This window comes from Curtobacterium sp. RIT-PI-V, assembly GCF_025642935.1.
Taxonomy (GTDB): Bacteria; Actinomycetota; Actinomycetes; order Actinomycetales; family Microbacteriaceae; genus Curtobacterium.
This window is the reverse complement of record NZ_JANZKM010000001.1, coordinates 397,174-416,899: the sequence shown is the minus strand read 5'-3', so window position 1 is coordinate 416,899 and position 19,726 is coordinate 397,174. Positions and strand designations below refer to the sequence as shown.

Sequence of the window (19,726 nt, the reverse complement as noted above, 5' to 3'; positions counted from 1 at the left end):
CGGGCCTCCCGTCCGGTCCGGACCGGCCACGCACCGTCGCGAGCCGACGGGGACCCACGCACCGTCGCGAGCCGACGGGCCCCACGTGCAGGAGCGGGGCCGTGCGGCGCGAAGCGACCACGCACGGCCCCACCCGTCGCGGATACCACCCCCACAGCGGTACCCGCAGTCGACACAGTGCGCTAGCGCCCCGCGTCGACGTCCTTTGCGAGCGTCCCGAGGTACAGCTCGATGACCTTCGGGTCGTCCGCGAGTTCCTTCCCCGTGCCCGAGTACGCGTTCCTCCCCTGGTCGAGCACGTACCCACGATCGCAGATCTGCAGACAGCGTCGCGCGTTCTGCTCCACCATCACGATCGACACACCGGCCTTGTTGATCCGGCGGGTCCGCAGGAACGTCTCGTCCTGGCGCACCGGGGACAGCCCGGCGCTCGGCTCGTCGAGCAGCAGCACCTTCGGGTCCATCATCAGCGCACGTGCCATGGCGACCGACTGTCGCTCGCCGCCGGACAGGGATCCCGCCCGCTGGCCGCGGCGCTGCGCGAGCACCGGGAACAGGTCGTAGATGACCTCGAGGCGCTCGGCGAACTTGCGGGGCCGCAGGTACAGCCCCATCTGCAGGTTCTCCTCGATGGACAGCGACGGGAACACGTTGTTCGTCTGCGGGACGAAGCCGACGCCGGCCTGGACGAGCTTGTTCGCCTTGAGGTTCGTGATGTCCTCGCCCTGCAGCGTGACCGAGCCCTCACGGATCGACACGAGACCGAACAGGGCCTTGAGCAGCGTGGACTTGCCCGCACCGTTCGGCCCGATGATCCCGATCAGCTCGCCCGGGTAGCAGTCCAGGTCGCAGCCGTTCAGGATGTTCACCCCCGGCAGGTAGCCGGCGACGAGGTTCTTCGCGCTCAGTACCGGCTCGCGTTCCAGCGTGGCGGTGCTCGCCTTCGGCGCTTCCGGACTGGAGGCGCTGCTCGCGTTCGTGGGGTCGACTGCGTCCGTCATCGGGTCTTCTCCTCTGCTGCTGCGTCCGCCGCGTCTTCTTCCGCGACTTCCTCCGCCAGTTCCTCGAAGGTCTCCTCGGTGAGGAGCGAGTCGTCACCCAGGTCGGTGTCGTGGTGCGCACCCAGGTACGCGTCGATGACCGCCTGGTCGTCCATCACGGTGTCGGCAGGGCCCTCGGCGACGACCTTGCCCTCGGCCATCACGACCACCCAGTCCGAGATGTGCCGGACCATGTGCATGTCGTGCTCGACGAACAGCACGGTCATGCCGTCGTCGCGCAGGGACTGGATGTGCCCGAGCAGCGACTGCGTCAGCGCGGGGTTCACGCCCGCCATCGGCTCGTCGAGCATGATCATCGTCGGGTCGGACATCAGCGCCCTGGCCATCTCGAGGAGCTTCCGCTGGCCGCCGGACAGCGAACCGGCGTAGTCGTCCGCCTTGTCGTCGAGCTTGAAGCGGGCGAGGAGGTCCTCGGCCTTCGCGGTGATCTCCCGCTCGCGCTTCGCCCACACCGGCTTGACGAGCGCGGCGAAGAAGTTCTCGCCGGGCTGGTCGCGGGCGCCGAGCAGCATGTTCTGCATCACGGTGAGCCGCGACAGCGCCTTCGTCAGCTGGAAGGTGCGGACCATGCCGCGGTTGGCGATGTGGGTCGCGCTGGTCTTCTGCAGCGTGGCGCCGTTGAACTGCGTCCTGGCGCCGGGGCTGGGCTTGTCGAAGCCGGTCAGCAGGTTGAAGAAGGTCGTCTTGCCGGCGCCGTTCGGGCCGATCAGGGCCGTGATGGAGCCGCGCTGGACCTCGAGGTGATCGACGTCCACGGCGGTCATGCCGCCGAAGTGCCGGGTGACGCCGTCGACCGTGAGGATCGGGTCGGCCTTCGTGTAGCCGTAGGTCTCAGACACTGAACGTCAGCTCCTTCTTGTTGCCGAGCAGGCCCTGTGGTCGGAACACGATCAGGAGCATGAGCGCGACGCCGACGAGCACGTACGAGAACTGCTCGGCCTGCTGGGCGTTCATGATCGAGTCGGGGATGAAGTCGCCGGCCAGGGTGCGGATGAAGAGCCGGACGACGAAGAACAGCACCGCACCGAGCACCGGACCGAACACCGTCGCGGCACCACCGAGGATGAGCGCCGTCCAGATGAAGAAGGTCATCGAGCGGCCCATGGCGTCCGGTTGCACCGAACTCGGCAGCACGTAGATGATCCCGGCGATCGCGCCGAGCGCACCACCGAACACGAGCGCCTGCATCTTGTACGAGTAGACGTTCTTGCCGAGGGAGCGGACGGCGTCCTCGTCCTCGCGGATCGCCTTCAGGACACGGCCCCAGGGGCTGCGCATGAGCAGGAAGAGCACGAGGGTGAACAACGCGACGAGGGCCCAGGCGGCGATGCGGATCCACCAGCCGTTGACGCCGTTGTTGGCGTAGGTGAACCAGAGGATGGTCGTGGTGCCGTCCGGCAGCGGGCTCAGCGCGGTGAACGGGTCGCGGTAGCTCGACCCGGTGATGCCGTTGGAGCCGCCCGTCGTCGTGGTCAGCAGGCTGGAGCGGCCGACCATGCGGATGATCTCGGCGCCGGAGATCGTCACGATCGCCAGGTAGTCGCCGCGGAGCCGCAACGTCGGGACGCCGAGGATGATCGCGAACACGATGGCGACGAGCAGGGCGATGAGCACGGCCATCACGAACGGCAGCCCGTTCGTGATCGAGATCGCGAAGCCGTAGGCGCCGAGCAGCAGGAACGCCGCCTGACCCATGTTCACGAGCCCGGTCAGGCCGAAGTGCACGTTCAGTCCGATGGCCGCCAGGGCGAACGCCGCCGTGGTCGGGGCGAGGGCCTCCTGGGTGAGCGAGGACAGCAGGTTGAGGATGTAGTCCATGCGCGTGCTCCCTTAGCCGATCCGCTCGGCGCGGCCGAAGATGCCCTGCGGCCGGAACAGCAGGATGAGGATGAGGATGACGAGGGCGGTGGCGTACTTGAAGTCACCGGGGAGCACGAGGTTCGTGAGCTCGACGACGACGCCGATGATCATCGATCCGACCAGCGCGCCGTAGGCCGTCCCGAGACCGCCCAGGGTCACCGAGGCGAACATGAGCAGGAGCAGCTGCAGGCCGGTCTGCCAGTTCACGCCGTTCAGCACCAGGCCGAGCATCACGCCGGACAGGCCGGCGAGACCGGCGGCGAGCGTCCACACGAACCGGATGACCCGGTCGACGTCGATGCCCGACGCCGCGGCGAGCGCCGGGTTGTCCGACACCGCGCGGGTGGCCCGGCCGAAGCGGGTCTTCGCCAGGAACAAGCCGGTGGCGATCAGGACGACCAGCGCGATGCCCATCGCCACGTAGGACTGCACCGTGAGCGTGACCCCGGCGAACCGGACGGTCTCGGGGTTGCCCTGCTGGATCCGGACGGTCGCGGCGCCGAAGAAGTACTGGAACGCGTACTGGGCGGCGATCGACAGACCGATCGTCACGATCATGAGCTGCGTGAGGCTGATCCGCTTGCGCCGCAGTGGCCGCCAGATCCCGGCGTCCTGCAGGTACCCGGTCGCCGCGCACAGCAGCGTGACGACGATGCCGGTCACCCAGATGTTCCAACCGAGCTGGTTCGCGAACACGTAGGCCAGCAAGCCGCCGAGGGTGACCTGCTCGCCGTGCGAGAAGCTCGACAGCCCCGTCGTGCCGTAGATGAGCGAGAGCCCGATCGACGCCAGCGCGATGAGCAGGCCGAGGCGGATCCCCGAGGCGAACTGCTGCCAGGCCCGCTGCGGGCTGACGCTCGACGAGTCCGTCGTGGTCGTGGCACCCTTCTGGTCGGACAGCTGGAAGATCTGTCCGACGTTGGCGTTCAGGGTCGCCTGGACCTTGCGCTCCGCATCCGCCGCGTTCGTCAGGTACTGGCCCTTCGGCAGGGTGTCCTGGTCGACACTGACGGTGTACTCGCCGGCCTCATCGACGCTGACCGACCAGCGGCCGTCGTCGTTCGTGGTGGCGGTCTCGGCGAAGCCGCCGGGCCCGGCGACGTCGACGTCGACGTCGCCGGCCGGTTCCCGCTCGGAGTCGGTGATCGTGCCCTGGATGCACCCGTTCGTCGGGCTGACGGTGCAGGCCTGGCTGGTCGCCGGTGCCGACGTGGCGCTGAAGGCCGGCAGGGTGACCGCCCAGTCGATCAGGAAGGTCGCCAGGAACGCGGCGACGAGCACGGCCGCCAGGACCGGTCGTCGCCGGGCCTGGCGGAGGCGGAACAGGCGCGGCTGCGCCCGTCCCGGAGGAGTGATGGATCCCACGGAAGAGCCTCTCGTTCGGATGTCGAGTGACGTTATGGGGATTGTGTGACACCCGTGTTTCCAACTCGTTCCCGCTGTGAGTCGTCGCGCAACCGTGACCTGTGTGGAGGAGAGCCGCGATCCGTTCTCCCAGGCGGAACGCGGAATAGCGGGACGGCCCACGCGCGTTACCATGTCCTATCCGGAACCCGCCGTTGCGTTCTCGGTGTCTCGACCACTTCACTCGCCCACGAAGGGGACCCATGGACCAGCCGGATCCGTTCGGATTCATCGGACTCACGTACGACGACGTCATGCTCCTGCCGGGGCACACCGACGTCATCCCGAGCGAGGCGTCCACCGCGTCCCGGCTCACCAGGCGGATCTCCGTCAACGTCCCGCTGCTCTCCGCAGCGATGGACACCGTCACCGAAGCCCGCATGGCCATCGCCATGGCGCGGCAGGGCGGCATCGGGATCCTCCACCGCAACCTCTCCATCGAGGACCAGGCCGCCTACGTCGACAAGGTCAAGCGCTCCGAGTCGGGCATGATCACCAACCCGGTGACCACCACCCCGGACGCCACCGTGGCCGAGGTCGACGCGATCTGCGGACAGTTCCGCGTCTCCGGCCTGCCCGTGGTCGAAGCGGACGGCACCCTCGTCGGCATCATCACCAACCGCGACATGCGGTTCGTGGCGACCTTCGAGCAGTCGACCACCTTCGTGCGCGACGTCATGACCAAGGCGCCGCTGATCACCGCGATGGAGGGCATCGACCCCGAAGAAGCCATCGCGATCTTCGCGCAGCACAAGATCGAGAAGCTCCCGCTGGTGGACGCCGAGGGCAAGCTCCGCGGCCTCATCACCGTCAAGGACTTCGACAAGAGCGAGCAGTACCCGGACGCCACCAAGGACGACGAGGGCCGACTGCGCGTCGGTGCCGCGATCGGCTTCTTCGGCGACGCCTGGCAGCGCGCCGAGGCCCTGCGCGACGCGGGCGTCGACGTGCTCGTGGTCGACACCGCCAACGGCGAGAGCGAAGGCGTGCTCGACATGGTGCGCCGCCTCAAGGCCGACCCGTCCTTCGCGGACATCGACGTCATCGGCGGCAACGTCGCGACGCGTGCCGGCGCGCAGGCGCTCATCGACGCCGGTGTCGACGCCGTCAAGGTGGGCGTCGGACCCGGCTCGATCTGCACCACCCGCGTCGTCGCCGGCGTCGGTGTCCCGCAGGTCACCGCGGTGTACGAAGCCTCCCTCGCTGCGCGCGAGGCCGGTGTGCCGATCATCGCCGACGGTGGCCTGCAGTACTCGGGCGACATCGCCAAGGCCCTGGTGGCCGGCGCCGACACCGTCATGCTCGGTTCGCTGCTGGCCGGCACCGACGAGTCCCCCGGCGACCTGGTCTTCGTGGGCGGCAAGCAGTTCAAGGCGTACCGCGGGATGGGCTCCCTGGGTGCACTGCAGACCCGCGGCAAGAAGACCTCGTACTCGAAGGACCGCTACTTCCAGGCCGACGTCCCGAACGACGACAAGCTGATCCCCGAGGGCATCGAGGGCCAGGTGCCCTACCGCGGCTCGGTCGGCAACGTCGTGTACCAGCTCACCGGTGGACTCCGGCAGTCGATGTTCTACGTCGGCGGCCGCACGATCCCGGAGCTCAAGGCCCGCGGCAAGTTCGTCCGCATCACGGCCGCCGGGCTCAAGGAGTCGCACCCGCACGACGTCCAGATGGTCGTCGAGGCGCCGAACTACCGCAGCTGAGCCGACTGCACCCCGAACGCCCCGCTCCCCACCGGAGCGGGGCGTTCGTCGTCTGCCGGCAGTAGTGTCGCGGCATGGTCAGCGCCGTCTCCCACACCACGATCGACTGCCGTGACGCCTTCGCCCTGTCGGAGTGGTGGAAGCAGGTCCTCGGCTACGTCGACATCGCCGACGACCCGAACGCCCCCGGGCACGAGGAGTGCATGATCACGGCACCCGACAGCTCGCACCAGGTGCTGTTCATCCAGGTCCCCGAGGCGAAGTCCGTGAAGAACCGGATCCACTTCGACCTGCGTCCCACCGACCGCACGCGCGATGCCGAGGTCGAGCGACTGCGAGGCATCGGTGCGACCGAACTCGCGGACCTCCGCCACGACGACGGCGGGTGGGTCGTGTTCGCCGATCCGGAGGGTAACGAGTTCTGCGTGCTGCGTTCCATGGCTGAACTCGACGGCTGACGCGCGGGCTGCCCGGATCGCCGATCCCTGATCCTCCGCACAGAAACGATCACGGCTCGGTAACGAAACACTTTCCGTACCGCCCCGTCACACGGGCGAAACACCAGGACCCTACGTTTCTCGACATCCAGTGGAGGCGCCGCGTTCGACCCGAAGCGGCACGGCCTCCGCGCAGAGAAAGGGCTCCACGGATGATCAGAACCACCCGTGCCACCACGGCACTGGCGTTGGCAGGCGCAGTAGCCGTCCTCCTCGCCGCGTGTTCCACCACCAGCAGCGGCGACTCGCCTTCCAGCTCGGCGTCGAGCGGTGCGAAGAAGGACCCCGCCGCCAGTTGCAAGGCCCCCGACACCCCCAGCACCGACGCGCTGAAGATCGGCACGATCCTGCCACTCACCGGCTCGCTCGCGTACCTGAACCCGCCGGCCGAGTCCGGCGTCGGCCTCGCGGTGAAGGACATCAACGCCGCGGGCGGCGTCCTCGACAAGGACGTCACCATCGACCCGGCGACGGACTCGGGCGACAGCAACGACATGACCGTGTCGAGCTCGGCCGCGACGAAGCTCGTGAACGCGAAGGTCCCGGTCGCGATCGGCGCCGAGTCCTCGTCGGTCACGCTCAACGTCATCGACCAGCTCACCAGCAACTGCATCGTCGAGATCTCGCCCGCGAACACCGCGAGCGACCTGTCCGGCTACTCGTCGTACTACTACCGGACCGCTCCGCCGGACTCGGTGCAGGGTTCGGCGCTCGGTCAGCTCGTGACCGGTGACGGCAACGCCAAGGTCGCGTTCCTCGTCTTCAACGACACCTACGGCACGGGCCTCCGCAACTCGGTGCAGTCCGCGGTCGAGGCCTCCGGTGGCCAGGTCGTCTACGGCGGCAAGGGCGAGGGCCAGGAGTTCCCGCCCGGTCAGACCACGTTCTCGTCCGAGGTGACGGCTGCACTCGCCGCCAAGCCGGACGCGATCGTCGTCCTGGCCTTCGACGAGACGAAGTCGATCATCCCGGAGCTCGTCTCGCAGGGGAACACGGCGAAGATCTACATGTCCGACGGCAACACGGCGGACTACTCGAAGGACTTCGACAAGGGCACCCTGACCGGCGCCCAGGGCACCATCCCCGGCGCCTCACCGAAGGACGACTTCAAGAAGCAGCTGTCCGACTTCTACAAGGAGTCGTCGAACAAGACGCTCGCCGACTACTCGTACGCGGCGGAGTCCTACGACGCCACCGTCCTCGCCGCCCTCGCTGCGGTGAAGGGCAAGGGCACCGACTCGGGCACGATCCAGGCCAACATGGCCGCGGTCTCCGGAGCGGACGGCGGCACCGAGTGCGCCACGTTCAAGGAGTGCGTCGCGCTGCTCGACGACGGCAAGGACATCCACTACACCGGCCCGTCCGGCATCGGTCCGTTCGACGACAACAACGACCCGTCGAGCGCCTACATCGGCATCTACAAGTTCGACGGCGACAACAAGCCCGTCTACCAGAGCGCGATCCAGGGCGCGGTCAAGAAGTAACCACCACTACCGGTCCCACGCTGGGCCCGAGTCTCGGCTTCACGGAGCCGAGACTCGGGCCCAGCGACGTTTCTCGGTGTAGCGCACGCGAGAACTGTCGCACACGCCGAGACTCGGGCCAGGCGCGGCGCGGACGGGCGGACGGGCGGACGGGAGGCCCAGGGTGCGTCCGTCAGGCGGGCTCGGCCGGAGCAGGTGCGAGCGCTCGGCGACGGGACGCCCGCGCGGCGGCGAACGAGTCCGCCGTCAGCACCACGAGCGCCAACCACACGATCCCGAAGCCGAACCAGCGCGCGGGCGGCATCGCCTCGTGCTGCACCACCACACCGACGAGCAGCTGCATCACGGGGGCGAGGTACTGCGTCAGGCCGAGGGTCGACAGGCTGACCCGCCGCGCCGACGACGCGAACAGCAGGAGCGGGACCGCCGTCGCCGGACCGGTCAGCACGGTGACGAGGACGTGCACCCAGCCCTCGCTCGTGAACGTCACGCCGCCCCCGAGCCCCGTCGCACCGAGCACCACCAGCGCCACGACCGCGATCGGCAGCAGCCACACGGTCTCGATCGTCAGGCCGCTCAACGCGTCGACGGTGCCACCGACCCGCTTCTTCACCAGGCCGTACAGGCCGAACGAGCACGCCAGAACCAAGGAGATCCACGGCACCTGGCCGTAGCCCACGGCGATCACGACGACCGCCACGACGCTGATGCCGACCGCGGCCCACTGCGCCGGCCGCAGGCGTTCGCGGAGCACCACGACGCCGAGCGCGATCGTGACCAGGGGGTTGATGAAGTACCCGAGCGCGGCCTCGACGGTGTGCCCGGTCGTGGTCGCCAGGACGTACACGGTCCAGTTCACCAGGATGAGGACGGCGGCCAGACCCATCACGGCCATCACCCGCCGCTGCGCCATCAGGGTGCGGGTGCGGAGCCACGAGCGGGTGACGGCGATCGCGACCGCGCAGAACACCAGCCCGAAGACGATGCGCCAGGCCACGATCTCGAACGCGCCGGCGGGGGCCATCGCCGCGAAGAGCAGGGGCATGAGGCCCCAGAGCCCGTACGCGATGATCGCCTGCACCACGCCGACGGATGCCTCGCTGCGGACGGGTCGCGCGGGACTCGGTTCACTCACGGAACCATCCTAGGAACGACCGCCGACGGGCCGGGCGTGCCACGGGCCTCCCGGTCGGAGCGCGTGCACGCGACGGACCCGCCGGAAGCCCGCAGACGCACGAACGCCCCGCCGGCCGACAGGCCGAACGGGGCGTTCGCGTGGAGTACTGGACTCAGTTGACGACGACCGCGAGGACGTCGCGGGCCGACAGGACCAGCAGGTCCTCACCCGAGTACTTGACCTCGGTTCCGCCGTACTTGGAGTAGATGACCTTGTCACCCACGGCGACGTCGAGCGGGACGCGGTTGCCGTTGTCGTCGATGCGACCCGGACCCACGGCGACGACCTCGCCCTCCTGGGGCTTCTCCTTCGCGGTGTCGGGGATGACCAGACCGGATGCGGTGGTCTGCTCTGCCTCGACCTGGCGGATGACGATGCGATCCTCGAGCGGCTTGATGCTGACGGCCACGGTGACCTCTTCTTTCTCGGTACGGACTCGGTACAGATGAAAACCGGGTTGGCACTACGCAGAGGAGAGTGCCAACGCCAACTCTAGGGGGCCATTGGCACTCGGTCAATCCGAGTGCCAGCACATCAGGGGAACATCCAGCACCTGGGAGGATCGGGACATGGAAGCCGCCGAACTCGCCGCTCTGCTGACCCCTGACGGGATGGCCCTGCTCGACCGTACCCCCGGCGTCTCGGACGGCGGCGAGATCGTCCGGGTGGTGTCGCGGCTGCGAGCCGAGGGGCACGACCCGCAGCTCGTCGCGGCGGTCCTGACCCAGGCCAAGCTCCGGCTCAGGGCCCGTGGCAAGTTCGGCGACTTCGCCGCCCGCATGCTCTTCACCGAGGCGGGGCTCGAGCAGGCCACCCGCCTGCAGGTCGCCGCTCAGCACGCCGGACGCTTCGCCGCGGCCGGACTCACCCGCGTCGCCGACCTCGGGTGCGGGATCGGCGGCGACGCGATGGCGATGGCCGCGCTCGACCTCGACGTCACGGCGGTCGACCGCGACGAGGTCACCGCTGCGGTCGCCACGCACAACCTCGCGGTGTGGCCGAACGCCCGGGTCGAACTGGGCGACGCGGCCTCGTTCGACGTCGCACGCGTCGACGGCATCTGGATGGACCCCGCACGTCGGACCTCCGGCCACTCGGACACCCGTCGCCTCGCCGACCCGGACGACTGGTCGCCCTCGTTGGACACCGTGTTCGCCACCGCGACGACCACCCCGACCGGGGTGAAGCTCGGGCCGGGCATCGACCGCGACCTGATCCCGGACACCGCCGAGGCGCAGTGGACGTCCGTCGACCGCGAGGTCGTCGAGCTCGCGCTGTGGTTCGGGCCCCTCGCCCGGCCGGGGATATGCCGTGCCGCCACGGTGATCGGTGCACACGGCATCGCCGAGATGACCGGCCCGGCAGACTCCGAGGACGCCGAGGTGGGGCCGCTCGGGGCCTACCTGTACGAGCCGGACGGCGCCGTCATCCGCGCACGGCTCATCGGCGACCTGGCCCGCACCCTGGACGGCCACATGCTCTCCGACGGGATCGCGTACGTCACCTCGGACCGTGCCGTGCCGACGCCCTTCGCCCAGGGCTTCCGGGTGCTCGACACCATGCCGCTCGACGTGAAGCGGCTGTCAGCGCGACTCGCCGCCGACGACATCGGCACCGTCGAGATCAAGAAGCGCGGCGTCGATGTCGACCCGGCGCAGTTCCGCAAGCGGCTGCGGCTGCGCGGGACCGGTCGCGTCACGCTCGTGCTCACCCGGCTGGAGGGCCGGCACACCGCGGTCCTGTGCGAGCGGCTCAGCTGAGGAACGCGCCGGTGCCCGAGTCGTAGTCGTACGTCGAGTACGAGCTCTGGCCGATCACGCCGAGGAAGATGATGAAGGCGATCCAGATCAGCCAGACGCCGGTCATCACCCACCCGGCGATGATGCCGGTCAGGGCGAGCCCTCGGCCAGCCTCACCGTTCTGCTTGATCTTGCCGAGTGCGACGTGGCCGAGGATCGCGCCGGCCGGGCCGAGCAGGATCGCGATGAACCACATCGGGACAGCGGCGAGACCGAACACGATCGACAGGATCGCCAGCGTGTTCGTCTTCGGGCGCTGCGCGTAGGGCTGGTACCCCGTCGCGCCGTAGGCACCCGCGGGCGCGTACGGCTGCTGCTGCGGCTGCGCGTACGGGTTCTGGCCGCCCTGCTGCTGCGCGTACGGGTTCTGCTGGCCGTACCGGTTCTGGGCGGCGCCGTACGGGTCCTGTGGCGCCTGTGGTGCCGAGTACGGGTTCTGCGGCTGCTGCGGAGCCGCGTACGGGTTCGACGGCTGCGGCTGGCCGTACGGGTTGGACTGCTGCGGCTGGCCGTAGGGGTTCGGCTGCTGCGGTGCGGCGTACGGGTTCGACGGCTGCTGCTGCCCGTACGGGTTCTGCGGTTGCTCGGGAGCCGACGGGGCCTGGGGTGCGTCGGGGGCCTGCGGCGCGTCCGGAGCGGACGTCCCCTCGGGCTGCCCGCCGGTCGTGCCGCCCGGCGTCGTCTCGCCCGGCTTCGGCCACTCGTTCTGATCGGACACCGTCCACCCCTCTCGGCGCCCGGTCTCTCCGACGCCACGTGAATCCTCCCACAGGCGCCCGAGGGCCGACCGGGTCGACGCCGGGACGGTTCAGACCTGGACGGTCGTCACCGGCAACGTCGAGTCGGCCGCGATCCCGAGGTCGCTCGGGGCGTGCCCCTCGGCGACCAGGCGTGCGCCGACGGCCGCGATCATGGCACCGTTGTCCGTGCACAGGTCGAACGGCGGGATCCGCAGCTGCACCCCCGCGGCGGCGCACCGCTCTTCGGCGACCTGCCGCAGCCGGGCGTTCGCGACCACACCGCCACCGAGCAGGAGCCGGTCCACGCCGGTGTCGCGGCACGCGTTCAGGGCCTTGGTCAGCAGGACGTCGACGACCGCTTCGCGGAAGCTCGCGGCGACGTCGGCCACGGGCACCTCGCGCCCTTCGTCACGGCAGCGCTCGACCCAGCGGGCGACGGCGGTCTTCAGTCCGGAGAACGAGAAGTCGTAGCGGTGCGCGGCCAGGTCCTTCGGCAGCGTCAGGCCGCGGGGGAACCGGATGGCCTTCGGGTCGCCGTCCGCCGCGGCCCGGTCGATCTGCGGCCCGCCGGGGTACGGCAGGCCGAGCAGCCGTGCGACCTTGTCGAACGCTTCACCCGCGGCGTCGTCGATGGTCTCGCCGAGCAGTTCGACGTCGCCGACCAGGTCCTTCACGAGCAGCAGGGAGGTGTGCCCGCCGGACACCAGCAGCGCGATCGTCGGCAGCTCGATGTCGCTACCGTCCGTGCGCAGGACGTCGGCGCCGACGTGCCCGACCAGGTGGTTCACGCCGTACAGGGGCTTGCCGGTGGCGACGGCGAGCGCCTTCGCGGCACCGACCCCGACCATGAGCGCGCCCGCCAGACCCGGCCCGGCGGTGACCGCGACGGCGTCCAGGTCGTCGAGGGTGACCCCGGCCCGCTCGAGGGCCGCGTGCAACGTCGGGGTCATCGCCTCGAGGTGCGCCCGCGCGGCGACCTCGGGCACGACGCCGCCGTACCGGGCGTGCTCGTCCATGCTCGACGCGATGACGTTCGCGAGCAGGGTGCTCCCCCGCACGATGCCCACGCCCGTCTCGTCACAGCTCGTCTCGATGCCGAGCACCAGTGGTTCAGCCACGCTCATCGAGCGCCTCCTGTCCGATCGGGCCGACGGTCGACGGCGTCGGCGCCGCGTCTGCCGCGACCGGCAGCTCCGCCCGCATCACCCACGCGTCGACGCCGTCCGGCTGGTAGTAGCGGGGCCGGGTCGCGATGTGCTCGAACCCGAACGCCGTGTACATCGACTGTGCGACCGGGTTGTCGGCGCGCACCTCGAGGAACACCTCGCGCACACCGCGGCGACGGGCCTCGTCGAGGAGGTCCGTGAAGAGCACCCGTCCGAGCCCCTTGCCGCGCTGCTCGGCTGCGACCGCGATGGTCTGCACGTCGGCGACCGGGTTGCCCGCCAACGAGGACAGTCCGGCGTAGCCGACGACCGACGGCGCTGCCGGTTCGTCGACGGTCTCGATCACGACGTAGTACCCGTGCGGCGAGTACAGCTCGCCCGACATCTGCGACGCCGACCAGGCGTCCGTCGGGAACGAGACGTGCTCGAGCCACATGATGTCGTCGAGGTCCTGCGGGTGCGCCCGCCGCAAGCGGAGCCCGTCCGGCACCGTCACTGCTTCACCCGTTTCGGCGCACCCGGCACCGTGACGTCGGGTTCCCGCAGGTAGAGGGGGGTGTCCTGGTCGAACCCCGCGCCGGACCGCAGGCGGTCCGCGGCGAGTGATCCGAGCCTCCAGGCAGGGATGGACAGGGCCGTCACGCGGTCCCAGCCCGCCGCTCCGGGCCGGGAGGCACGGATCGCCTCGTCGAGATCGGCGGGCCTGGCGAGACCCGGGCCCGCAACGCGCGTGCCGGTCTGGTCGTACGCGCTCCAGTAGACCTCGCGCCGGCGGGCGTCCGTCAGGACGACGAACGGTCCGTCCCGTCGGCCGTCGCGCTCGTCGGCCGCGACCGCGTCGTGGCTGACGAGCGGAAGGACGGGCACGCCGACCGCGGCGGCGAAGGTTCGGGCGGCGGCGATGCCGACGCGCAGGCCGGTGAACGGGCCGGGGCCCATGCCGGCGACGACGCCCGTGACGTCCGCGCCGGTGATGCCCGCTTCGGCCAGCGCCTCGGCCAGGAACGGGCCGATCACCTCGGCGTGCCGGCGGCTGTCCTCGGTGTCACGGGTCGCGACGGGCGTGCCGGTGGTCGGGTCGACGACGGCCACGGACGTTCCGGCGGAGGTGTCGATGGCGAGGAGCACCCGTCCATCGTAGGCGTGCTCGTCGTGGCAGCGAGGCCGCGTCAGAGCGAGACGTCGGCCCAGCGCGGGCCGGTGGCGGTGACGACGACGCGGCGGGGTTCGTCGGGGACGTCGTCGGGGTCGTCGGCCTCGTCGGTGCCGGAGGCGTCGGCGCCGGTGGCCCGGGTGATCTCGACGTCGAGCACGCTGTCGCTGATGCCGTCGACCATGCCGCGGCCCCACTCGACCACGACGATCGATGCGTCCCAGTCGAGGTCGAGGTCGTCCAGCTCGACGGGGTCGGACAGCCGGTAGGCGTCGACGTGCACCAGGTCCGGTCCGGCGGTGGTGGGGTGCGTCCGGGCGAGGACGAAGGTCGGACTCGACACCTGGCCACGCGCGCCGAGGGCAGCGCCGAGGCCACGGGTCAGCGTCGTCTTGCCGGCGCCGAGCGGCCCGGTCAGCACGACCAGATCGCCGGCACGGAGGACCGCGGCCAACCGCGCCCCGAGCTCGCCCATCGCATCGGTGCCGTCGACGGCCGTGTCCAGCAGGACCCGAGGGGTGCCGGTCACGACTGGTCGCCCCGCAGGTACTCCCCGACGCGTCCCTCGATGTCGTGGCCCTCGTAGAACCGTGGCACGCGGGTTCCGATGCGGCAGACGATCTCCTCGCCGATGGTGCCGAGCGAACGGCCCCAGTCGAGGACGGTCATCTCGTCGTGCTCGCCGGTGCCGAACAGGGTCACGGTGTCGCCGGTGCGGACGTCGTCGTCGCCGACGTCGACCAGGAACTGGTCCATGGCCACACGGCCGGCGATCGGGTAGCGCTTGCCGCCGATCGCGACCTCGATGCGGCCCTGCGCCAGACGGGGGACGCCGTCCGCGTACCCGACGGGCACGAGCGCAAGCGTGGTCTCCGAGGCGGTGCGGTACGTGTAGTCGTACGAGACGCCGGTGTTGACGGGCACCCGCTTGGTCTTCGCGACCGACGCCGTCAGGGTCATCACGGGTTCGAGCCCGAGGTCGGCTGCCGAGACACCGTCCGCGCCCGGGATGCCGAACAGGTTGGCGCCCATCCGGACCATGTCCTTGCGGAACTCCTTGCGCTCCAACCCGGCGAGCGAAGCGGCGACGTGTTCCATCGGGAGGTCGAGCCCGAGGTCGTCTGCCTGCTCCACGGCGGCGTCGAAGAGCGCCACGGCGTCGGCGTCGTCCTGGTCCGAGGACTCCGCCAGGTGCGTGTACGCCGCCACGACCTCGATGCGGCCGGCGCGCTCGGCGGCCAGCGCGAGCGACACGAGCGCTGGCCAGGCCGCCGGGGTCGCTCCGTCGCGGTGCAGCCCGGAGTCGAAGCCGAGGTGCACGCGCGCGGGTCGCTGGTCGACGGCGTCGATGACGCGCTGCAGCTCCGGCACGTTCGAGACACCGAGGTCGACGGCGGAGTCGATGGCGTCGCGGAAGTCGAGTGCGGGGTCGTGCTGCCAGGTGAAGAGGTGGACGTCCTCACCGACGCCGATCGACCGCAGCCGCAGGGCCGCGGGGACCGTGAGCACCCCGATCCAGCGGATGCCGGCGTCCACCGCGGCGAGCGCGATCGGCTCGAGACCGTGGCCGTAGGCGTCGGCCTTCATGATCGCCATGACCGCGACTGGGTCCATCCACTCGCGGACCAGGTCGAGGTTCGCGCGGTAGGCGTCCAGGTCGATCCGTGCCTGGCGCAGGGGTGCGGAGCTCACGTCGTCCTCCGGTGCACGCTGTGGCCGACCCGGGCGACCACCTCGTAGTTGATGGTGCCGATCGCGGCGGCCCAGTCCTCGACCGCGGGGTCGCCGTTCGCCGGGTCGCCCCAGAGCACGGCTTCGTCGCCGATGCTGACGTCGGCGTCGCCGATGTCCACGTGCATGGCGTTCATCGCGACCCGGCCGACCACGGGGAACGTGCGGTCGCCGATGCGGACGGAGACCCGGTTGCCGAAGTCGCGGTCGAAGCCGTCGGCGTACCCGAGACCGATGACCGCGAGGCGGGTGTCGGTCGACGCCCGCCAGGTGTAGCCGTAGGACACGCCCTCGCCGGCGCGGACCTCGACGGTGCGGAGCACGGCAGCGGTCACACGCATGGCGGGGCGGAGGCCGAGGTCGGCCGACGTGCGGTCGGTGAACGGGCTCAGGCCGTACAGGGCGAGTCCGACGCGGGACAGGTCGCGGCGCGTCTCCGGCACGGCGATGCTCGCGGCGCTCGCGGCGAGGTGCACCAGGTCGGGCACGATGCCGTTGGCGGCGAGGCCGTCGAGTGCGCGCTGCAGTGCGGCGTCCTGGTCGAGGTCGTCCGTGCGTGACGCGTTCGAGAGGTGCGACATCAGCCCCTCGACACGGGTGCGGTCGCCACCACGGGCGAGAGCGCCGGCGGTCGCGAAGAGTTCGGCCCACTCGGACTCGACCGCGCCGTTGCGGCTCAGGCCGGTGTCGACGCAGATGTGCACGGCGCCGACCTCGGAGTCGGCAGCGGCGGACAACTGCTCGACGCTCGACACCGCCGGGGTGATGCCGTACTGCGCTGCGCGGCGGAAGTCCTCGTCGGGGGCGTGCAACCACGCGAGGATCCGGACGTCCTCGTCGATGCCGCCCTGCCGGAGCGCGACGGCCTCGTCGATGTCCGCGACGCCGAGCCACTCGGCACCGGCGTCGACGAAGGCCCGTGCGGCGTCGAGCGCGCCGTGGCCGTAGGCGTTGGCCTTGACGACCGCGATGACACCGGCCGGTGCGACCTGTTCGGCGATCGTCGCGTAGTTCTCGATCAGCGCTTCACGATCGACCGTGATGCCGGTGAACGCACTCACTTCGTTGTTCCCTCCAGGACCACGAACGCGGTCGCGATCCCTCCATCATGCGAGAGCGACAGGTGCACGCTCGTCACCCCACGCGCATCCGCCACCTGTCGCGCCTGTTGGTGCAGCGTCAGCGACGGGTTGCGCTGGTCGTCCGACACGACCTCGAGGTCCTGCCAGCTGAGCCCTGCGCTGGAGCCGAACGCCTTGATCAGGGCCTCCTTGGCGGCGAACCGCGCAGCGAGCGACGCGATCGGCCGTTGTTCGCCGTCGCGGACCTGCTCGGCCGGGGTGAACAACCGCGCACGCATCGCCGGCGTGCGCGACAGCACCCGCTCGAACCGCTCCAGGTCCACCACGTCGACCCCGATGCCGATGATCATCGTGCGACTACTCGACGGTGACCGACTTCGCGAGGTTGCGCGGCTGGTCCACGTCGAGGCCCTTGGCCGCGGCGAGCTCCATGCCGAACATGTGCAGCGGCGCCACGGCCAGCAGCGGCTCGAACAGCGGGGTCGCGAGCGGGATGCGCAGGACCTCGTCGGCGAAGGGCAGCACGGCGGCGTCCCCTTCTTCCGCGATGGCGATCACGCGGGCACCGCGGGCGCGGATCTCCTGGATGTTCGAGACGACCTTCGGGTGCAGCGACCGCGGGTCACGCGGCGACGGCACGATGACGAAGACGATCTGCCCGGGCTCGATGAGCGCGATCGGGCCGTGCTTGAGCTCACCGGCGGCGAAGCCCTCGGCGTGGATGTACGCGAGCTCCTTGAGCTTGAGCGCACCCTCGAGCGCGATCGGGTAGCCGACGTGGCGACCGAGGAACAGCACGCTGCGGGTGTCCGCCATCCAGCGCGCGAGGTCCTTGATGCCGGCGGCGTCGTCGATGGTCTGCTGGAGCTTCGGGGCCAGGCCCTCAAGCTCGGCGACCTGCTCGGCGATCTGCTCCGCCGTCATGGTGCCGCGGAGGGTGGCCAGGTGCAGGCCCAGGAGGTACAGCGCGACGCCCTGGGCGATGAAGGCCTTCGTCGACGCGACGGCGACCTCGGGCCCGGCGTGCGTGTAGATCACGGCGTCGGACTCGCGCGGGATCGTCGCGCCCTGGGTGTTGCAGATCGACAGCACCTGCGCGCCCTGCTCGCGGGCGTACTTGACGGCCATGAGCGTGTCCATGGTCTCGCCGGACTGGCTGATCGAGACGACGAGCGTGCGGTCGTTCAGCACCGGGTCGCGGTAGCGGAACTCGTGGGCGAGCTCGACCTCGACCGGGATGCGGGCCCACTGCTCGATGGCGTACTTGCCGAGGATGCCGGCGTACGCAGCGGTGCCGCAGGCGATCACGATGACGCGGTCGACCGCGGCCAGGCGCTCGGCGATCGGGTCGAGGTCGGTCAGGGTGACGGCACCGTCGTGCACGCGGCCGAGGATCGTCTTGGCGACGGCCTCGGGCTCCTCGCTGATCTCCTTCGCCATGAACGAGGACCAGCCGCCCTTGTCGGCGGCGGAGGCGTCCCAGTTCACCTCGAACTCGCTCGGGGTGGCCGGGGTGCCGTCGAAGTGGATCACGTCGACGCCGTCCGGGCGGATCGTGGCGATCTCGTCCTGACCGATGGCGAGCGCGCGCTGCGTGTAGGCGACGAACGCGGCGACGTCCGAGCCCATGAAGTTCTCGCCATCGCCGAGGCCCACCACCAGCGGGGAGTTGCGGCGCGCGCCGACGACGACGCCGGGCTGGTCGGCGTGCACGACGAGGAGCGTGAACGCCCCGTCCAGTCGCTGCACGGCCCGCTGCATGGCGGCGGTCAGGTCGCCGGTCTCGCGGAACGCCCGACCGACCAGGTGCGCGGCGACCTCGGAGTCGGTCTCGCTGCGGAACTCGATGCCCTCGGCCTGCAGCTCGGCGCGCAGCTCGGAGAAGTTCTCGATGATGCCGTTGTGGATGAGGGCGAGCTTGTCGCCGTCGGCCAGGTGCGGGTGGGCGTTGCCGTCCGTCGGGCCGCCGTGGGTCGCCCAGCGGGTGTGCCCGATGCCCGTGGTGCCGTCCGGGATCGGCGACGACTCGAGCTCGTCGACGAGGGCCTGGAGCTTGCCCGCCTTCTTGGCGGAGACGAGGTCCCCCGCGGGGTCGACCACGGCGATGCCCGCCGAGTCGTAGCCGCGGTACTCGAGGCGACGGAGGCCACCGAGGAGGACGTCCTGGCTGCTGTTGCTGCCGACGTAGCCGACGATTCCACACATGGAAGCGATCCTACGGTCTGCCTGAGCGCGGACCCTGCGAAGCAGCAGGGCTGGGGATAACGTTTCGACCATGGGACGCTTCGACGACATCGCCATCACCACGCTGCACGGCGAGGACACCACGTTCGGCTCGTTCGCGGACAAGGCGGTGCTGGTCGTGAACGTCGCGTCGCGGTGCGGTCTCGCTCCGCAGTACGAGCAGCTCGAGGCCCTCCAGAAGCAGTACGGCCCGCGCGGCTTCACGGTCCTCGGGTTCCCGAGCAACCAGTTCCTGCAGGAGCTCGGCTCGTCCGAGGCCATCGACGAGTACTGCTCCACCACGTGGGGGGTCACCTTCCCGATGTCCGAGAAGGTCAAGGTGAACGGCAAGAGCGCTCACCCGCTCTACCAGGCGCTCAAGGAGACCCCGGACGCCGATGGCAAGGCCGGACGGGTCAGCTGGAACTTCGAGAAGTTCCTCGTCGCGCCGGACGGCACCGTCTCGCGCTTCCGTCCGACCACGAAGCCGGACGCCCCCGAGGTGATCGCGGCCATCGAGGCCGCCCTGCCCGCCTGATGCACCGCGTCCTGCGGACGCACACCGAGCACTGGACGGGAGGCCCGGTGCAGGTGAGCCGGTCAGCTCACCTGCACCGGGCCTCCCGTCTGTACGCTCGTCCCC

General features: G+C 70.3%; 20 protein-coding genes. 5 read left to right on the top strand and 15 right to left on the bottom strand.

Going from position 1 to position 19,726, the window contains the following annotated elements:
* Window positions 1-182 precede the first annotated feature (182 nt).
* From OGL88_RS02155 to OGL88_RS02140, 4 genes are read right to left on the bottom strand one after another with little or no spacing between them, the layout of a single operon-like run.
* A complete protein-coding gene (locus OGL88_RS02155) occupies window positions 183-1,001 on the bottom strand; it encodes an ABC transporter ATP-binding protein (RefSeq protein WP_123293180.1) in 819 nt (272 codons plus the stop codon).
* A complete protein-coding gene (locus OGL88_RS02150; RefSeq protein ID WP_205463308.1) occupies window positions 998-1,900 on the bottom strand; it encodes an ABC transporter ATP-binding protein in 903 nt (300 codons plus the stop codon). The genes OGL88_RS02155 and OGL88_RS02150 overlap by 4 nt, the downstream gene beginning before the upstream one ends.
* The gene (locus tag OGL88_RS02145) at window positions 1,893-2,879 is read right to left on the bottom strand and encodes a branched-chain amino acid ABC transporter permease (RefSeq protein ID WP_263055343.1); all 987 of its coding nucleotides are present in this window, start codon (window positions 2,877-2,879) and stop codon (window positions 1,893-1,895) included. The genes OGL88_RS02150 and OGL88_RS02145 overlap by 8 nt, the downstream gene beginning before the upstream one ends.
* Window positions 2,880-2,891: 12 nt before the next feature.
* Complete coding sequence (locus OGL88_RS02140) at window positions 2,892-4,286, bottom strand: branched-chain amino acid ABC transporter permease (protein ID WP_263055344.1); 1,395 nt, start codon at window positions 4,284-4,286, stop codon at window positions 2,892-2,894.
* A gap of 242 nt (window positions 4,287-4,528) precedes the next feature.
* On the opposite strand from OGL88_RS02140, the gene guaB reads away from it, so the two are divergent.
* The 3 genes from guaB to OGL88_RS02125 all read left to right on the top strand — a co-directional run bounded on the left by guaB (window position 4,529) and on the right by OGL88_RS02125 (window position 8,012).
* Window positions 4,529-6,031: an IMP dehydrogenase gene (gene guaB, locus OGL88_RS02135; RefSeq protein ID WP_123293173.1), complete on the top strand. Its 1,503-nt coding sequence runs from the start codon at window positions 4,529-4,531 to the stop codon at window positions 6,029-6,031.
* A gap of 74 nt (window positions 6,032-6,105) precedes the next feature.
* Window positions 6,106-6,489, top strand: coding sequence for a VOC family protein (locus tag OGL88_RS02130; RefSeq protein ID WP_263055345.1), 384 nt, complete (start codon window positions 6,106-6,108; stop codon window positions 6,487-6,489).
* Window positions 6,490-6,680: 191 nt separating this feature from the next.
* On the top strand, window positions 6,681-8,012 hold the full coding sequence (locus OGL88_RS02125; RefSeq protein WP_123339487.1) for an ABC transporter substrate-binding protein: 1,332 nt from the start codon (window positions 6,681-6,683) through the stop codon (window positions 8,010-8,012).
* Window positions 8,013-8,184: 172 nt separating this feature from the next.
* Here OGL88_RS02125 and rarD read toward each other — a convergent pair whose 3' ends face one another.
* Window positions 8,185-9,147, bottom strand: a complete 963-nt coding sequence (gene rarD / locus OGL88_RS02120; RefSeq protein WP_181437351.1) for an EamA family transporter RarD — start codon at window positions 9,145-9,147, stop codon at window positions 8,185-8,187.
* A gap of 154 nt (window positions 9,148-9,301) precedes the next feature.
* A complete protein-coding gene (groES, locus tag OGL88_RS02115; protein WP_110893972.1) occupies window positions 9,302-9,598 on the bottom strand; it encodes a co-chaperone GroES in 297 nt (98 codons plus the stop codon).
* Window positions 9,599-9,758: 160 nt separating this feature from the next.
* Between groES and OGL88_RS02110 the strand changes: the two genes are divergently transcribed.
* Window positions 9,759-10,949 carry a class I SAM-dependent methyltransferase gene (locus OGL88_RS02110; protein ID WP_263055346.1) on the top strand — a complete coding sequence of 397 codons (1,191 nt, stop codon included), beginning with the start codon at window positions 9,759-9,761 and terminating at the stop codon, window positions 10,947-10,949.
* Here the strand turns inward: OGL88_RS02110 and OGL88_RS17960 are convergent.
* From OGL88_RS17960 to glmS, 9 genes are all read right to left on the bottom strand, one after another.
* Window positions 10,942-11,706: a DUF4190 domain-containing protein gene (locus tag OGL88_RS17960; RefSeq protein WP_263055347.1), complete on the bottom strand. Its 765-nt coding sequence runs from the start codon at window positions 11,704-11,706 to the stop codon at window positions 10,942-10,944. The two genes, OGL88_RS02110 and OGL88_RS17960, sit on opposite strands and share 8 nt — an antisense overlap.
* A 90-nt stretch (window positions 11,707-11,796) precedes the next feature.
* Entirely contained in the window at window positions 11,797-12,852 is a 1,056-nt protein-coding gene (gene tsaD / locus OGL88_RS02100) for a tRNA (adenosine(37)-N6)-threonylcarbamoyltransferase complex transferase subunit TsaD (RefSeq protein WP_263055348.1), read from the bottom strand.
* A complete protein-coding gene (gene rimI / locus OGL88_RS02095; RefSeq protein ID WP_263055349.1) occupies window positions 12,839-13,390 on the bottom strand; it encodes a ribosomal protein S18-alanine N-acetyltransferase in 552 nt (183 codons plus the stop codon). Before rimI ends, tsaD begins: the two co-directional genes overlap by 14 nt.
* On the bottom strand, window positions 13,387-14,022 hold the full coding sequence (gene tsaB, locus OGL88_RS02090; RefSeq protein ID WP_263055350.1) for a tRNA (adenosine(37)-N6)-threonylcarbamoyltransferase complex dimerization subunit type 1 TsaB: 636 nt from the start codon (window positions 14,020-14,022) through the stop codon (window positions 13,387-13,389). The genes rimI and tsaB overlap by 4 nt, the downstream gene beginning before the upstream one ends.
* Window positions 14,023-14,063: 41 nt before the next feature.
* Window positions 14,064-14,576, bottom strand: coding sequence for a tRNA (adenosine(37)-N6)-threonylcarbamoyltransferase complex ATPase subunit type 1 TsaE (gene tsaE / locus OGL88_RS02085; protein WP_263055351.1), 513 nt, complete (start codon window positions 14,574-14,576; stop codon window positions 14,064-14,066).
* Window positions 14,573-15,739, bottom strand: a complete 1,167-nt coding sequence (gene alr, locus OGL88_RS02080; protein ID WP_263055352.1) for an alanine racemase — start codon at window positions 15,737-15,739, stop codon at window positions 14,573-14,575. The genes tsaE and alr (OGL88_RS02080) overlap by 4 nt, the downstream gene beginning before the upstream one ends.
* The gene (gene alr / locus OGL88_RS02075) at window positions 15,736-16,839 is read right to left on the bottom strand and encodes an alanine racemase (RefSeq protein ID WP_263055353.1); all 1,104 of its coding nucleotides are present in this window, start codon (window positions 16,837-16,839) and stop codon (window positions 15,736-15,738) included. The genes alr (OGL88_RS02080) and alr (OGL88_RS02075) overlap by 4 nt, the downstream gene beginning before the upstream one ends.
* On the bottom strand, window positions 16,836-17,210 hold the full coding sequence (locus OGL88_RS02070) for a holo-ACP synthase (RefSeq protein WP_123293157.1): 375 nt from the start codon (window positions 17,208-17,210) through the stop codon (window positions 16,836-16,838). The genes alr (OGL88_RS02075) and OGL88_RS02070 overlap by 4 nt, the downstream gene beginning before the upstream one ends.
* 7 nt (window positions 17,211-17,217) lie before the next feature.
* Window positions 17,218-19,065: a glutamine--fructose-6-phosphate transaminase (isomerizing) gene (gene glmS, locus OGL88_RS02065; protein ID WP_263055354.1), complete on the bottom strand. Its 1,848-nt coding sequence runs from the start codon at window positions 19,063-19,065 to the stop codon at window positions 17,218-17,220.
* Between the two features lie 70 nt (window positions 19,066-19,135).
* On the opposite strand from glmS, the gene OGL88_RS02060 reads away from it, so the two are divergent.
* Window positions 19,136-19,621 (top strand): glutathione peroxidase, encoded by a 486-nt coding sequence (locus OGL88_RS02060; RefSeq protein ID WP_111083439.1) that lies wholly within the window; start codon window positions 19,136-19,138, stop codon window positions 19,619-19,621.
* The last annotated feature ends 105 nt before the right edge of the window (window positions 19,622-19,726 follow it).